Genomic DNA, 15229 nt, shown 5'->3' with positions numbered 1-15229 from the left:
TGGTTGAGGGAACCGCTCCTCCGGCTTCCCCAGGGAAGCCCCTGCAAGCCGCCGCCCGGCCACACCCCACCCCATCACCGGGCGGCCGGTGGCCTGGCCGTCCCCACACCGCGGCCAGGCCACCTTCCCGTCCCCGTCCCGGAAAGGCCTCATGCACCACCGCGAACTCGAACAGCATGCACAGCGCGCGCTCGGCTGCTACGGCGAACTGAAGATGGCCGTCCTGGCCGACTTCGACTCCGGCCACGTCCTCTACCGCCTGGATGCACCCCACGTCGTAGGCGGCCTCGTGCTCACGCCGACGGTGTTCGACCGGGACCCGACGATGCCCGCCCATGCCGGCGCGCCGGACTTGTACCTCTCCGCCGATGTCAACGTCCATCCGTTCGTCCCCGCCGGTACATCTCCCTTGTCCATCAACCGCGTTCAGCTGACCGGCCGTCTCCGGGTGAGCACGGACGGACCCGGTCTCCTGTGGCCGCAGCGGCTCGGGAAGAACGGGGCGTCCGAGGACCTGCCGGAGCGCACGCTCATTCATGCCCGCGCGGTTCTCGGCGCCGTGATCGACCACTGGCGTGCGCAGGAAACCCTTCCGGTGCTCAGGGCCGCGGCGGAACGCGGTGCCGCCCGGACCTGGCTGGCCCGCTACGACCGGCGGCTCGCCCAGCAGCGGCAGCAGGCGCTCTGGACGGAAGAGCGCATCCGCAGGTTGCACACCCTGCTGGGCGAGCCTGCACAGCCCCGTACGGCGGCCTGAGCACCGCTTCCCCTTCACGAACAGGAGCCAGTCCTGACCATCCCTGCCGCAGACCCGGCCGTCTCCGCCCTTCGCGCAGCCCTCGCCGCCCACGGCCACAACCTCGGCGAACTCCTTGTCGTCAGGCCCGACATCGACGCCGACCACATCGTGGTGACCTTCAACCCCTACGGCCCGGACGCCTGGGACCAGGAGGAGGAGCAGCACGCCGCCTACACGGCGACGCTCCGCAAGGCCGGCTGGTGCAACACCCTGGACCTCGGACGCCTCGTCCTGGTCCCGGGCGTCCCGACGACGAGCTCCCACGCACCGTTCACAGCCACCTGGTCGATCGCGATCGACGACGCCTCCAGCCCCCAGCAGGCCGCCGAGCACGCACGCGAGCGCCAGATCGATACCGGCATCACCGAAGCGCTCTGGGAGGTCCGCGACGCCGTGGGCCGGACCCACACGGTGTTCACCGCGGACCCCGACCTGGCCTGAGCTCCGCACGTCCCGAACCGCACTCCCCCCCTCACCCACTTGATCAGCCCTTCCCTGCCCGCCGGTCCTTCCTGGCCCGGCGCGGCCCCGTCGCGAGGAGCACCTTGTCCCCTCATCCCCCGCCCGAGAGCGCGGTCCTGGACGTGCACGGCGTCGGGAACATCACCGTGCAGATGACCACCCTGGAGCACGGCCGCGCGCGGTACGTCGTACGTGGACCGCGCGTGACCGGCACCTTTGTAGTGATACCCGAGGTCCGCCTGGGCGGCCCCGTGCTCCCTGACCGCCTCCAGGTGCAGTTCGGCGACGGCCTCACCAGCGTCAGCTGGTACACCGCACGCGACGACGAACCCAGGGTGTTCGGCGTGCAGATGCACGGCTGGACCGGGGACATCGCCCCCGATGCCCCGCCCACTTCATATTTCCTCGGCCGGTACGCGTGCTCCTTCCGCGATCTCAGCGTTGCGTGGTCGCGGATGCCGGACGGCGCCAGGCAGCGGACCGAGGCCGTCGTCCTGGCCCTGGTGAAGCACTGGAGTGCGCGCTCCGACCGACATCAGCTGGTCCTGGCCGCCGCACGGCAGCGGGCCCGCGAGTATGCCGAGCACGAGCGGCACGAGGCCGAGCGACTCGAAGCCGAACTGGCGGCCGTACGCGCCGAGCGGGCTGCCATCCGGCGCCGGATCAACGTGATCACCGGCCTGATCCGCCGTCGCCAGCCGGATATCCGCAAGCCCGATCCCGACCCGGTCCCGTTGCCCTTCACCGACCGCAACGGCCAGCAGCTGGGAGTCCTGGCCGTGCGCGAGAAGGAGGTGAACAGCCGCCCCGGGTACGTCGTGCTCGAGGCCGTCGGCGGCAGGGTCCGCGGCACCTTCACGGTCGGCCCCGACCTCTACGACACCGACGTTCCCATCCCCCGGGGGACCCACATCTACTACGGCCGCCCGAAGGACGACGACAGCCGGTTCCTCCCGGACTGCGACGACGAACCGACGGTCAACGGTGTTGCACTGACCGGCGGTTGGGAGCACCGCTCCTCGACCGACGACATCACCCCCACCTCGCCGGACTGGCTGCCGGCCCGCAGCGCCCGCAACGGCCACACCGCTCCCGACGCGACGCGCCGCCGCGCCTCCGCCGCGCTGCGCGCGCTCGCCCTGTGGTTCGACAGCAGGCCCGACGCGGAAGCGCTGCGCCTGGCCGCGGCCAAGGACCGTGCATCGAAGACGCTCCGCGCCGCGCGCCAGGAGCTGGGCAAGCTGCGCAAGCAGGAGGCCCGCGTCTCGGCGGCGCTCCGCAGGCACCGCCAGCGCGAACAGCAGTACCGGGCCCTCCTGGCATCGGTCCCCACCGCGCACGTGTCGGCGAATGCGAAGGCGGCATCACCCGGCCCGTCGGGCAGATGCGCGCCGAAGGCCCTCCGGCACCCCGGCATGACCGGCGGGCGACGGGTTGCGGCTGTGCGCAGGCCTCTCGTCCGCCGCCCCAGCACGCCGGCTTCGAGCACTCGCTCGCCCGGCGTGGGCCGGCGGCTGAAGCCCTCGCGGACCGCGCGCATTTCACGCAGCACCCCGGCCGGTGGCCGGGTCTCTCCTGCCCCCTGAATCGTTGAGGAGTACATCGATGGACGCGATCTTGACCAGCACCGAACGTAGGCACCTCAGGTCGGCCTCTTCCCACCCTGAAGGGCACCTGCCGTCGCGCGTGTCAAAGAAGACCCTGAAGTCCCTGCTCGACGCCGGCCTCATCTACCGCGAGGACGAGGACGGTTTCCGCCAGAGCTCCGAGGAGGCGCTCCTGAAGAAAGGGCCGAGCCCCTTCTTCATCACACCGGCCGGCCGCCGGGCCGTTCTGAGCGCGCCGCAGCTCCAGGCCGTGGTCCTTGCCGATCCCGACGGGCGTCTTGCCGACTCGGTCCCGTGGCCGACGTGCCGTTCCCTGGCGGCGCTCCGTCTCGTCGAATACCGCGACGAGAGCGGCACGGGGCAGTCCGACGACGGAGACAACGGCCGCCAGGGAGCGAGGGACTCCGCGTTCCTCACCCCGGCAGGCATGCGCGTGGCAGCCCTCCCCCGTCCGCGCTGAGTCGCTCCCCTGCTTGACCTGCGTCAAGCCCACTTCCTTGGCCTGGCGGCGATCGTGAGCAGTGGGTTGCCGAAGGCCCGCCGAATCCCGGCGAGCCTTCGGGAGTGCCTGCGCGCGGGACGGGACGGCCGCTGGCGGTGCAAGGACCCTCGCGATCGCGCGTGTTGATCACATTCCGTACGACGACTCGACTTCGCTCACGATGCGTCGTGCCAAGTCCGTCACGTCACCATCGATGGCCTCGAATTCCTCCTTGTCCAGGAGTCCCGCCTGGTCGAGGTATTCGCGGATCATCGCGACAATGGTCCCGACGGGGTAGCTCCCGTCCATCAACGCCCCTTCAGCAGCTTGGTCAACTGCCCCGTACGGTACAGACGCTGCGGCCCTCGGGGCAGGCCTGACCAAGAGTTCCCGCACCCCGCTACCGGCCGCGCTTGAGGTGGACGCGGACACCCCAGTGACGGGTTGGGTCGAGCCGCCCGCGACCGACACGGGTGAGGATGCGCTGCGCGACGGTGGAGAGGTAGTAGTGCTCCTTGAAAGCGGCCAGCCAGTGGCCGGCCAGCCACAGCACGACCCCGCCCAGGAACAAGGCCACGGCTACCAGGCAGCCGAGCAGGCCGGCCACACCGTTTCCGAGCGCCGAGGCGAACAACACGAGCGAGACGGTCATGGTCAGCCAGCCGGTGATGCGCAGCCCTATGGACCCGAAGACCCACGCCAGCCCCGCGACCACCACCGCCCCGAGCACCCACAGGCCTGATGCCATCTTCCCCTTCTCCTCTCGCTGGCGCCTGCGCGCTCCTTCATGAGCCGCGGGCCTGAGGGAGAGCGGGCGTTCCTGCCCGGTATCGGCGTCTTGATCTTTCCAGATCAGGCAGGACTGCGCAGGGTCATGACAGCGACCTCTTTCAGCCAGCGGGCTCTCGCAGCCAGCGCGAGCCGGGGGGCCGCGCTGGCCTGATCCGGGGCCCGCGTGGAAGCGTGCCCGCGCCCGGCGGCGGACAACGGGGCCCGAGACGGCGGTGCCGCGGTTCGGCCAGTCCGTCTCCGTCCCCGGCCACTGGGGCCGGGAATCGAGAGGGTGTATGTTGAGCGCCGGTAGTTACTGCTACCCCTGCCAGCAGCCGCGGCCCGGACCCGTAGCTGCACCGAGGCGGAAAGAGGCGGACGCTTCGTCAGTGCATCGATCACACGTCGTCTGTCGGCGCGCTGGTCCGGGCCGTCGTGCCGCAGATTGGTGGGGACATGTCCCGCGATGTAACAGCCCGGCTGCGCAAGACCTACACCGGTGAGCCCTACGCGGCCGCCTACGAGTGGTACCGCACCAGCGGCTTGTTCAACGGGCTCGTGCCCGATGCCGACGACCCGCTGCAGCAGCGCCTGGAGGCAGCGGTGCTGCGCTCCCTGGTGCGGCCGCACCCCGCCGGCCTGCCGCAACTGGTCACTCCCGGCACGTTCTTCGGGCTGGAGGGCGTCAGCCCCGACCCCGACGCGCTTCTGCTGCGTCCCGCCGCCGACCTGGTCGCCGAGGTCCTGGCCCGGGTCCTGCCGGTGCGCACCGCCGACGGGGTGGCGGGCGTGGCAGGGCTGCGCACCTACGTGAACCGGCACTCGGGCCGCCTGACGATCAGCCGGCTCGGTGACCGGGCCGAGATTGCGGTGCTGCCCAGCCAGCTCAACAGCGTGAAGGGTGCCCGCAAGGATCTGCGGAAGGCACACGATCTGGTCGTCGCCGCCGGGCTGGAGCCCCTGTGGGACGCCGGATCGTTCCAGGCCGGCGAGCCGGAGGCGTGGCAGCAGACCGCGGGCGATGCCGCCGCCGATCCGCTGTGGAGCAGGGCGCTGCGGCGCATGGGCCTGTTTCTGCAGTCCCCGCCCGACTGGTCCCGCCGCGCTCCGTCCGAAGCGGAACTGGAGGGGCCCAAGCCGGAGCGCATCAAGCCCCGGCCGGTGGGTCCCGCCGGCCCCGGGCGGTTCCGTGGCGTTGTCGCGGTCACCTCGGCGAGCGGCCGGGGCGGCATGGGGTGCACGACCACGGCGCTCGCGCTCAGCACCGCGCTCGCCCGCAGCGGGAGCAAGGTCGGGCTGCTCGCCGGTTCCGACCCCAACAGCCCTCACGGCCTGACCGGTGGTCCGGCCCCTGCCCCGGGGGTCTGGTACGAACTGGTGGACGTGCCGTCGGGCGGCACGCTGCAGGCTGCGGTCCTGCCGCAGGACGCCGGCCCGGTCATCGCCGCGGCTCGCGCCGAGTGCGACGTCGTGGTGATCGACGCGGGCAACGCCTTCCAGCACCGGTCCGCAACCGCCTTCGCGGACGTGGCGCTGGTGCTTGCCGGCGATGACGAGCGCTACTGGACGATCAGCGAGACCACCGACCGGCGCCCCGAGAAGATCCAGTTCTTCGCCTGGCTGTACCGCCAGCGCGCACAGTTCGCCTCGCAGACCCTGGGCCCGGGAGATCCGGTGGAGCAGATGCTCTACTTCCTCGATGCCGAGTTCGGGTACTACGTCGAAGAGCTGGAGGAGCAGGAAGAGGACGACGACGAGCTGCTGGTCTACGACGACCAGGACCCGCACCAGGTCGAGGACTGGTGGCACACCTACGAACTCGCCAGCCTGTACGACGACGAGGACGACCTGGTCAACCGGCTGCCCAAGGAGGACGAGGCGCCGGGCCTCGATGCGCTGCGCGAGCGGTTCATCGCGTTCCTCACTTCGGAAGGGCAGCGCCGTCACGGCGAGGTGTGGGAGCGAGCGGCCCGGCAGTGGGCGGCACGGAACAAGGCCAGGAACCTCAAGAACTTCGCCCCCGCCCAGGAGCTCATCGCCTTCCGGCAACGGCCGCTGGAGACCTTCCTCAACGAGATCGAGGACGAGGCCGTCTCCCGCTTCGGTGCGCAGCTGTGGGACGAACAGTGCCCCGTCTGGGCCGCCGCATGCGAGGACGGGGACGATCTGATGTCCCCGTGGGATCACCTGGTCGAGACCGTCTCCCGGCCCCGACCGGTGACAGAGACGGCCGACCATCTGCAGGGGCAGCTGCGGGACCTCCCCGACATCCGCACCATTGTCGCTCTCTCCCGTGCCCGTCGCCATCCCGGCCAGCACCACGTCGCGGCGGTCCGGGACGAGCTGACGGACCGGGGCTTCGAGAGCCTGCTCGCCATCCCCGATCTCAAGGACTTCAGCAACCTGCAGGCCGATGCCGCTGCCTTGTCGGCCCTTTCGGGTGGCGCGGCGGCCGGCGCGGCCAACCGGCTCGCCCTGGCGGTCGCGAACGCTCTGCGCGCAGAGCAGGACGGGACCCGTCCCTGAACCCCGTGCGGAGCGGCCGAATGCGGCCGTTATATAGGGCTGCTGGGAGGCGTGAGGCACGTGAGGCATGTCGCCTGAGCGGGTACTTGCCTCACGGATATCTGGGGGGTCTTCAGGCAAGTTCGGCATGTACGACCTTGGGCACCAACGCGGGCGGCGAATGGCGCGCGACTACATGCCTCCGCGGAAGAGGGTGGCTTGCGAGAGGGCGAGGCCGTTTCCGACGGCAGCCCACACGGCGGGTTTCATCACGGCCCAGATGGCGGTGGGCGGGGCGGTCCAGGGACCGACGAGCGCCCAAACAGTTAGGGCGGTGGTGAGGGGGATGACGAGGACGAGGACGCATCCGCTCTCGCCGTCCGCGGAGCTTTCAGTGATCAGGGCGATGCAGTAGCGGTAGATCAACCAGGCGGCGGCTGGGGCGAGGGCCAAGGCCGCCGCAGTGGTCAGGAGCTGGCCGGCCCAACCGGAGGGGCGTTGCCAGGTACTGTGCGTGCGGCCCCAGGCAGCGAGCACTGGCAGGGCGAGCCAGCAGAGGCCGCCGAGCGAGAGCAGGACCCTTCCGGAGCGCCGGTCGGTCTGCTCAGGCGCGGATGCCGCCCGGATGCTCATGCCAGGCCCTTCGCTTCGCGAGCCGGCTGTGGTGTTCCGGCGGGTTCGGTGTCCTGCCAGACCCGGACGAGTACGCGAAACGGCCGTCGCCACCACCGCGGTTCCTCCCGGGCGAGGATGCGGGCGACCTCGTGCCGGACTTCGCGGGGCAGGGTGTTGGGGTCGGGGAAGTCGAAGTCCGGCTGACCGATAAGCCGGGCGCCACGCTCCTGGGCGTAGGTGTCCAGGGCAGTGGCCATCTGGTTGACCAGCTGTATGCCGAACCGGGGGTCTTTTCCGTCCCGGCGGCGGATCCAGGTGTAGACGATCCCGAGGGACTCGTCCGTGTAGTCCGGACCCTGGTCCTGTTGGGGTGTCGGGTGGGGACTGCTCATGAGGGCTCTTGGTCTCCTTGTCGTATCCGGGCAGTATGCCGGGCGCCGGATCGGCTGCGGATGAGTACGGCAACTCATCATTTATGAGAGAACCGCTTGACTCCCCAGGGCCCCTGGCAAGTGGTTCGACTGAACCACTTCCTGGACGCTTGAGCGAACCTTCACCGACTCGTCGTCCCTTACGTGCCTGATTACTGATCAGCTGCCTGACCTGCGTAAAGATCAAACAGCACTAGATAACCAGCGCTCCGCCGTTTCACGTGCGGCCGACTCGCTGCTCCGGGACGCCATCGGGGCCTTGCTCAGGCCGCGGGGCGGAGCTGCTGGTCGGCGAGGTGGTGCGCCTGGCGTATCCGGGCACGTTTCCAGCCCGGCTCCTTGGGCAACGCCCGGAGGAAGGCGCGGAGTTCGGATGCCTGGATGACGGTCACACCTGCACTGAGGAGTCCACCCGGAGGTATAGCGGCATGGTGGACAGCGATTACGGGGCGGACCGGACACCCGAGGACTTCTGCCGCGCGGCTTGCCTCCCAGACAACTGTTTCCAGCTTCTTCTGCTGAGAGTGCGTCCCATACCAGAGGTGGCCGCGCCGGTCGAGACGGACAGACGACTTCTTGCTCTTCCAGGTCTTGGTGTCGACGTAAACGGGCCCGCACGGCCCGAAGATCAAATGGTCCAAGTTGGCGCTTGACCTGGGGACTTGACGGTCATGGAGCACTGCCCAACGGCCGAGCCCGGACCATATCAGAGGCACCAGGATGCGTCGAGTACGGCGTTCTCCGGCCGCGCCGGTGGCCCACGTGCTGCCGCTGCTGCGGTATATCCGGCGCAGGGTGAGGACGATGAGAACGACGCCGACGGCCAGACCGGCGTACCAGTTGCTGACCGCTGCGGCGGCGTATCCGGCGCCCAGCGCGACGGCGCCGGCGAGCGGCAGTGCCCAGATAGCGGTGCGGTGCTGTTTCCGGCGCTCGGCGGCGCGGATCGTGTTGGCCATGTTCTGGGCGCTCACGCCCGCGCCGCTGCGGCGGCGCGGGGCCATGCTGAACATCGTCGGTCTCTCCTTCAGGGAGGGGTAGGCGGATGCTGCCGTGATGGTGGTCGCCGTGGGCTGTGGACAGCGGATGATGCGCTCCACGTGATGTTCGAGTTCTGCTGCTGCGTGGCCTCCTCCGGGCGCGGCGGCGGGTTCGCCGCGGCCGCGCCCGGTTCGGCTCACTCGGTGCAGGATTCGCGGCCGCAGTGGCGGTGATAGCAGGCGGCCAGTGCGTTCAGCTGCTGCCGTACAGGTTCCGGGACGTCGTCGGCGTGATCGGTGGCGGATTCCATCCACTCGTGCGTGGGGCCGCTGGCACCGGGGTCGATGACGTGTACAGCGAAGCTGCTGTCGGAAAGGGCGATGCCGTCGAGGTAGACCGTGACGTCGGTGCAGGCGTCGGGGTCCCGGTCGACGACTACGTCGATGCGCCGTTCCCAACCGGGGGCTTCCCGGCGGTCAGGGGCCGGTGCGGGCGGCCGCAGTTCGTAGCGCAGCTTGCCGGTGATGCGGATTTCGTGTGCGCCGGAGCGGGCGTCGAGTTCCCGGAGCAGTGCACGGGGCCGGTGGTCGTAGGCTGCCCAGGCTTCGGAGACAGGTACAGGTGTTCCCGCGCGGTCGTTGGGGCCGTTGTGCCGGGTCGCTGTGGTGAGTTCGGCCTGGAGCCGGGCGATAATGCGGGTGTGGTTGCGTGAGACGGTACGCACGAGGTGGCTGCCTTCGTCAGGTTCGCGTTGTTGCGTGCCCGCCGACGAGCGTCAGCGGGATTGAAGAGATCGGCTGCATACGGCGGCGGCGCGGCCGTCAGCGCGGTCAAGAAGAGTGCGCAGTCCGTCGAGGTGGTCCGGGGGCCGCGGCGTCGCGCGGCCCCCGGGACGTCAGCGGCTGGTCAGCGCTCGAGCGGCCACAGGAGGACGGGCACGCCCATGGTGGCCAGGTCCGCGACGGTGATGTCGGCGGGCTGGGCCTCGACGGAGGGCAAGGTGCGCTTCGCGTGACCTGTCGGCTGGAGCAGCGTGTGGAAGGTGTGGAGCAGGTAGCGGACTGTGTCGCGGGTTGCTTCGCTGTTGGGGATGTTGACCCCGGCGTCGCGAGCAGCCGCGGCCATTTCGGCGTTGCTGATCCGGTCGATGGAACGCGCGGTCAGGCTCCCGGGAGAGGCGACGTAGAGCTCGCAGGCGATTTCGAGTGCTTTGCTGAGCCGGTTGTGCCGCTCGCAGATGCCCTCAGGCGTGTCGGAGGAGTAGAGGTGACGGGCGGTCGGAAGCAGGGGCATGGATCTCCTGGTGTCGGTGGACAGTGATGGCGTCGACGTCGTTCAGAGGGTCGGAACAACACCCGCCATCTCTTAAGACTGTACAGTCGAGAGGATGGAGTGTCAAGCCTTAAGACATGTCCTGTTGGGGGTGGAACGGGCAACCGCACCGCCGACCGCCACCCGCGCCGACCCCACACCCCGCCGCTCGCACGGCCTGTGCCGGTCAACGGGGCCCGCTCCACAGTGGCTCTCGGCACCGATAGTCGCAGCCGAGGGCGTCCGCCCCGACAGGCCGCACCGTCGGTCCACGACCAGAAAAGGAGAGTCGCCGCGTGAGCTGGCCCTATCCGTCACGAGTCTTGACTTACCTGACACACGCGCAGCTGAAGGAGGGGATGGCCTACCACGAGGCAGGGCATGCGGTTGCAGGAAGCTTATGGGGCTTCGCGGTTGCTCCACGGATTTTCGAAGTTCCCTTTCCCGATGCTGAGTTCGGAATCGGGTACACCGGAGAAACCCCATATTCCGGGCGGGTCCGGTGGGCCGTTGCCGTCGCCCACACGGCCGAGGCCGGGAACATCGCCAACCAGCTCCACCTGCAGCGGACCGGCCTTTGGACCGAGGATCTCGCGGTGCTGGTCAGCAGTGACCACGACCGACTCATAGCCGTCGATACGCTCGCCGAGGTCGGGTTCACCATGCACCACGGCAGGGACGCGCCGGCGGAGTCACTCGGCGCTGACGGGGCCTCCTGGGAAGCCGTCAGCGAACAAGTCCGTCGGGCGCTCTGCCGGTTGTGGCCACAGGTCGAAGAAGTCGCGGCCGACTTGGTCATGAGCGGGAGCGCCTCCGCCGAGCGCGTTCGCGAAATCATCCACGGAGCCGCTCTCCACCTGGATCTGGACGAGATGGCGCGCGCGTCCGCCTCCGGCCCGGGGCGGCCCGGAGCCGTCATGCCTCGAAATCCCTGATAGCCGCCCGGCGTACAGCCAGCCCCTCACGATGCCCTGCATTCTCGTGGCACCGGCAGACCTGGGTTGGTGGGTGCCGCCTCGGACAGTCGCACCCCTTCATGACAGCCCAGAGGTTGCTCGCTACGATCCCGCACGGCGCGTCGAGTCCGGCGTGCAGCTGGTCTCCGGGGCGGGAGGCAAGAGCCGTGACGGCCCGCCCCGGTCCACCTCGTCGTGGTCCTTGCCCTCTTCGTACGCTCCGAAGGGGCCCAGTTCACCAGGGATGCGCGCACCAAGGAGCGGCGCTCCGCCCTTCATTCGGTGACAGCCAGGAATCACCGCACCACTGTACGGCGGTACGGCAGTTCTCTTGCCCCGGTTCCCAGCCGGTCGGCCGACGAAGGCGCCATGCAGCCCTGCCGCCGGACCTCGGATCACGTCGCGGTTCGCAGCGTGGATCTAGGCTCCGGAGCTTCGTGAGCACTGGCCCCTGCGGAGACTTCGGAATCCTGGTGCGATGAACAGCGAACGTGTTGGTGGAGGGTGAGCAATCGGCGGCTTTGCGCACTCGAAGTCGGCTACAGCGTGTGAGCTAGACCAGAGAGCACGTCAGTCGGCCACCGTGACCGATCTTGTCCACAGGCTGGCTCTCGAAGTATGCGGGCATGACTTCAGCACCTCACCTGTACGCGCTGCCCGAACATCGACGCCTGGACCTGAAGGCTCGCTTCCCGGACCTGACTGAGCAGGCGATATCCGACCGGCTGGGCCTCACCTTGGAGCAGCGCGGCGATGCCTGCGCGCGCTGGAGCCAACGACGTGGTCACCTTCCGGCCACTGCCCTCCTGGGCAGTGACGGCCGCTGGCATCTCCGGCTGGGCACCGCCATGGTCTGCTCTAACGCCGCCCGCATCCTCGTCAATCTCGACGTTCCGGCCCCGACGCCCGGCATCGTGGTCCCCCACTCGTTCAGGGCTCGGTTCCGCGACGGCGCGGTGGGCCTTGAGCAGCCGGGGCGGCCAGACTGGGACGTGGTGCTGACCGGGGAGGAACGGCAGCCGGATCTCGTTCCGAGGGCCGAACGGTGTCCGATCAACCTCGACCAGGGCGACTGGGCGCCGTGCAGCGTGGTGTCGCGCAGCGACTGGAAGGGCCGGAAGCGCAACCTGTACATCGCGGCGGCCGGCCCGATGTGTCACGCCTGCGGCGACAACCTGGGCCAGGACCTCCACTACGACCGGCACACCCATCTCATCACCGGCCTGCTGTGCAACGACTGCAGCAGCCACATCAACGAGTGCCCGCACGTGGTGGGTTGCTACCAGGCCGACTACCTCAACGCCGCGCCGGCCGCTCACCTGAAGGAGCGGTACTACGTCGGCGGCAACCGCGACGATCGCAAGCGCGCCGCCCGCAGCGCGGCCTGACTGCGTCCTCGCCGTCGGTGAGCAGCTCGAAGCGGGCTCCGTACCGCTGTCCTCCGGGCGGTGCGGAGCCCTGCTCTCGTCGAGGACGCGAAGACCTTATGGTCCCCACGGCTCATCGCTACAGGCCGTAGCTAGTGCTCATGATTGCCCGGATGTGCTCGAACGGTGCTCATGATCCGCAAAACACTGCTCACGCAGCTGCGGAACCCAGAGTGGAGACGCCGCGAACTGCCCGCCGCAGCTGCGCACCATAGGCCCAGGAGAAGCGTCGCGCGTCTCCTTCGAGTGTCAAGTAGCCCTGTCCCCGCGTCATTTGGTGATCATGCTTGCGGTACAAATACGAGACAACCGGGAGCAGTTCTCCCGCACTGAGCCCTGTAACGCCCAAGATCATCATGTAGTCCTCTCCTTGAACGAGTCCGCCGAATCCGCCTGCCGCCTGGAGCAGTTCCGTGCGGACCAGCAGTGTCGTCGGGCCGAGCGGGATGGTGCTCTCGGGAGTGCGCCAGTAGGTCCAGACGTCGCCGGGCTCGTGCCGGCCGGGCGGAGTCGGGCATTCCCAGGTGCGGGTCGACCCGTCGGGCAGCAGGTCTGCCGACCAGGCGGCGACCCAGCCCAGTCCAGTCTCGCGTGCGTGCTGGTAGCGGACAGCGATGGACTCTTGGGGCAAAAGATCATCATCGTCACTGAATGTCACGTACGGGGCAGAGATGTGATTGATTGCGAGGTTGCGGGCGGTGGCGGCACCGACCGGGCGCGGCAGGGGGAGGATTTTGACCCGCCGGTCAGCGGCGATGCGCGGCGGCACGAGCTCGGGGTCGGCGCCGTCCAGCGAGAGGATCCACTCGAAGGGGACGTCCTGCGCTTCGAGACTGGCGTGGAGCAGCTCGAGGTATGCGAGGCGGTTGGGCAGCAGGCGGGTGGCCGTCACGATGGCGACCTGGGGGTCGGTTGCTGTGAACATTGCGTACTCCAAGAGGCGTTGGGGTGTCAAGCGGCTGCGCGGTGTCCGCGCGTGTCTTTCGCGGGACGCGATGCGCCCGGGCGGGTGTCCCAGGGTCCGATCACCGCGGAGGCCCGTATGGCGGTGAGACGGAGGTGCTCCGGGAGGCTCTGGCGGAAGCCCTCGAGCTCCGCGGGGCTCGGTGGAGCGGCCGGAGCTGCGGCTGCTGCTTTCGTCAGGAGGTCCGGTGCGGTGGCCAGTTCGGTGTCTGGGCCGCACCAGCGCACGGCGAGCAGTTCTTCGCCGCCGTGCGTGCGGTCGGGCAGGGCGCCGGGCTGCGGGCGGCGCCAGCGCGGGAAGGCATCCAGGATGACCATCGGGAAGATGGCGCCCAGGCCGTAGTAGGCGGCGTGCACGGTGGCCGGGATCATGCCGTTGTTCCTTCCTGCCGGTTCGGCAGTGTGTCGGCTTCGGTCTCGCCGGCAGGTGTTCGGCCGGGCGTGCGGAGGTCGAAGCGTGTGATCGCGAACCTGAAGATGACGTAGTAGAGCGCTCCGTAGACCACGCCGATCGGGAGCAGCCACAGGGGCCGTGTCGAGATCGGAGCGTTGAATACCAGATCGAGCGTTCCGGCGGAGAACAGGAATCCGCTATGAATTCCGAGGGCATTGACGATCGCCATGCTGAGCCCGGTGAGAAGGGCGTGGACCACATAGAGAGGCGTTGCCGTGAAGGCGAATGCGAGTTCTATGGGTTCGGTGATGCCGAATGCGGCCGACATCCCCGCCGCTGGCAGGAGGAGTTGGGCCGCGCGGCGGCGCATCTGGGGGCTCGGTCCCGCGCTGTGCCACATGGCGATCGCTGCCGCGGGAAGCCCGAAAATGGATACCGGGAAGAACCCTCCCATGAAGATTCCCGCGCTCTTGTCCCGCGCTTGGAAGAAGCAGGGGATGTCTCCCTTGATGTTGTTTCCGCAGTCGCCGGTTACATACCAGACGAGCGTGCTGGGAACATGGTGGAGGCCGAGTGGTAGCAGAAGTCGATTGACAACTCCGAAGAGTCCGCCGCCAATTACCGCATGGTCGGCAATCGCTCCCGCGAAGGCGCTCAGCACCTTGTCCACCAGTGGGTAGGCGAGTCCCATCAGGCAGCCAGCGGCAATCGCTGCCAGGGCGACGATGGCGTAGGCGGCGAACCCGGGGATGCGGCGGCGTTCGACCACCTTCCACACGGCCATGGCCAACAGCCCGGCAACGATCCCGGACAGGGCACCATACGGTTGTCTCGCGAGCGGGGTGTCGGCATGGCTAGCGTGCGGGTTGAGGACCGAGATCGTGCGCGAGAGCATCAGGTAGGTCACGGCGCATGCGAGTACCGGCCCGGCTGTGTCCTTGGACCGGCAGAGCCCCAGGCCGATGCCGACGGCGAAGAGGAGCGGGAGGTAGTCCAGGACCGCCCCACCCGCGCTCGACAGCACACCGGCTACGTCGTGCAGGGGGGCGTACCGGCCGATCAGGTCAGGCTGTCCTAGCCGGAGCAGGAGGCCGGCCGCCGGCATCGCTGCGATGGGCAGGGCGAGGCCTTTTCCCATCCTTCGCAGGCGCGAGTCCGGAATTGCCTCTTCTGCGCCAGCCACCGCTTCCTCGGCGGCCTGGTCCTGATTCCCCGGTCGGCGCTGGAGTTTGAGCGCTTTCATCGTCCGCTTCCTTTCCCGCGGGCCCGGGCATCCTCGAACGCGGCATGCTGCGCGGGGCACAGTGCCGGAATGGGAAGTAGTGCGGCCTCCACGCAGCAGCGCTTCGCACACGTACGGCTCTCGCCCAAGGGTTCAACCTCATCTGTCGGTCCGCGCGCGGATTCCCGCGTTCGCGAGGGAACGTCAGGAGTCTCCAAGCAGGAACCTGTGGATAAATTCCGGCCAGTTCGCACCTGCTGAGACCGCAGGCGACCGCTTCATCGAGAGCGCCGTTTTTGTCCAC

General features: G+C 69.0%; 17 protein-coding genes. 7 read left to right on the top strand and 10 right to left on the bottom strand.

All coding sequences use genetic code 11. The features are described from left to right. Positions 1-151 precede the first annotated feature (151 nt). The 4 genes from AB8735_RS39555 to AB8735_RS39540 all read left to right on the top strand — a co-directional run bounded on the left by AB8735_RS39555 (position 152) and on the right by AB8735_RS39540 (position 3328). Positions 152-757 (top strand): hypothetical protein, encoded by a 606-nt coding sequence (locus tag AB8735_RS39555; RefSeq protein WP_372412793.1) that lies wholly within the window; start codon positions 152-154, stop codon positions 755-757. Between the two features lie 153 nt (positions 758-910). Continuing rightward, a complete protein-coding gene (locus AB8735_RS39550; RefSeq protein ID WP_372412791.1) occupies positions 911-1240 on the top strand; it encodes a hypothetical protein in 330 nt (109 codons plus the stop codon). 104 nt (positions 1241-1344) lie between these two features. Next, entirely contained in the window at positions 1345-2847 is a 1503-nt protein-coding gene (locus AB8735_RS39545) for a hypothetical protein (RefSeq protein ID WP_372412790.1), read from the top strand. 100 nt (positions 2848-2947) lie between these two features. Beyond that, entirely contained in the window at positions 2948-3328 is a 381-nt protein-coding gene (locus AB8735_RS39540; protein WP_372412789.1) for a hypothetical protein, read from the top strand. Between the two features lie 168 nt (positions 3329-3496). Here the strand turns inward: AB8735_RS39540 and AB8735_RS39535 are convergent, their stop codons facing one another. Continuing rightward, positions 3497-3658, bottom strand: coding sequence for a hypothetical protein (locus AB8735_RS39535; RefSeq protein WP_372412787.1), 162 nt, complete (start codon positions 3656-3658; stop codon positions 3497-3499). Positions 3659-3749: 91 nt separating this feature from the next. Then, entirely contained in the window at positions 3750-4097 is a 348-nt protein-coding gene (locus AB8735_RS39530) for a hypothetical protein (protein ID WP_372412785.1), read from the bottom strand. Positions 4098-4576: 479 nt separating this feature from the next. Here AB8735_RS39530 and AB8735_RS39525 point away from each other — a divergent pair, with 479 nt between their 5' ends. Further along, on the top strand, positions 4577-6646 hold the full coding sequence (locus tag AB8735_RS39525) for a hypothetical protein (protein WP_372412784.1): 2070 nt from the start codon (positions 4577-4579) through the stop codon (positions 6644-6646). 171 nt (positions 6647-6817) lie between these two features. On the opposite strand, the gene AB8735_RS39520 is transcribed toward AB8735_RS39525, so the two are convergent. From AB8735_RS39520 to AB8735_RS39500, 5 genes are all read right to left on the bottom strand, one after another. Further along, positions 6818-7258, bottom strand: a complete 441-nt coding sequence (locus tag AB8735_RS39520; RefSeq protein ID WP_372412783.1) for a hypothetical protein — start codon at positions 7256-7258, stop codon at positions 6818-6820. Then, entirely contained in the window at positions 7255-7632 is a 378-nt protein-coding gene (locus AB8735_RS39515) for a hypothetical protein (RefSeq protein ID WP_372412781.1), read from the bottom strand. Before AB8735_RS39515 ends, AB8735_RS39520 begins: the two co-directional genes overlap by 4 nt. 302 nt (positions 7633-7934) lie before the next feature. After that, positions 7935-8684, bottom strand: a complete 750-nt coding sequence (locus AB8735_RS39510) for a nuclease-related domain-containing protein (RefSeq protein ID WP_372412780.1) — start codon at positions 8682-8684, stop codon at positions 7935-7937. A gap of 164 nt (positions 8685-8848) precedes the next feature. Beyond that, a complete protein-coding gene (locus AB8735_RS39505; protein WP_372412779.1) occupies positions 8849-9376 on the bottom strand; it encodes a hypothetical protein in 528 nt (175 codons plus the stop codon). Between the two features lie 182 nt (positions 9377-9558). After that, positions 9559-9945, bottom strand: coding sequence for a hypothetical protein (locus AB8735_RS39500; RefSeq protein WP_372412777.1), 387 nt, complete (start codon positions 9943-9945; stop codon positions 9559-9561). A gap of 314 nt (positions 9946-10259) precedes the next feature. On the opposite strand from AB8735_RS39500, the gene AB8735_RS39495 reads away from it, so the two are divergent. Both AB8735_RS39495 and AB8735_RS39490 read left to right on the top strand, forming a co-directional pair. Then, complete coding sequence (locus AB8735_RS39495; RefSeq protein WP_372412775.1) at positions 10260-10898, top strand: hypothetical protein; 639 nt, start codon at positions 10260-10262, stop codon at positions 10896-10898. 647 nt (positions 10899-11545) lie between these two features. Continuing rightward, positions 11546-12307, top strand: coding sequence for a hypothetical protein (locus AB8735_RS39490; RefSeq protein ID WP_372412773.1), 762 nt, complete (start codon positions 11546-11548; stop codon positions 12305-12307). 190 nt (positions 12308-12497) lie between these two features. Here the strand turns inward: AB8735_RS39490 and AB8735_RS39485 are convergent, their stop codons facing one another. From AB8735_RS39485 to AB8735_RS39475, 3 genes are read right to left on the bottom strand one after another with little or no spacing between them, the layout of a single operon-like run. Continuing rightward, the gene (locus AB8735_RS39485) at positions 12498-13271 is read right to left on the bottom strand and encodes a glycosyltransferase family 2 protein (RefSeq protein ID WP_372412771.1); all 774 of its coding nucleotides are present in this window, start codon (positions 13269-13271) and stop codon (positions 12498-12500) included. Between the two features lie 26 nt (positions 13272-13297). Continuing rightward, positions 13298-13681 (bottom strand): hypothetical protein, encoded by a 384-nt coding sequence (locus AB8735_RS39480; protein WP_372412769.1) that lies wholly within the window; start codon positions 13679-13681, stop codon positions 13298-13300. After that, the gene (locus AB8735_RS39475; protein WP_372412767.1) at positions 13678-14946 is read right to left on the bottom strand and encodes a PTS transporter subunit EIIC; all 1269 of its coding nucleotides are present in this window, start codon (positions 14944-14946) and stop codon (positions 13678-13680) included. Before AB8735_RS39475 ends, AB8735_RS39480 begins: the two co-directional genes overlap by 4 nt. Positions 14947-15229: the final 283 nt, after the last annotated feature.

It is taken from the genome of Streptomyces luteireticuli (assembly GCF_041519305.1).
In the GTDB taxonomy this organism is placed as follows: domain Bacteria; phylum Actinomycetota; class Actinomycetes; order Streptomycetales; family Streptomycetaceae; genus Streptomyces; species Streptomyces luteireticuli.
This window is presented reverse-complemented; position numbering and strand designations above follow the sequence as displayed.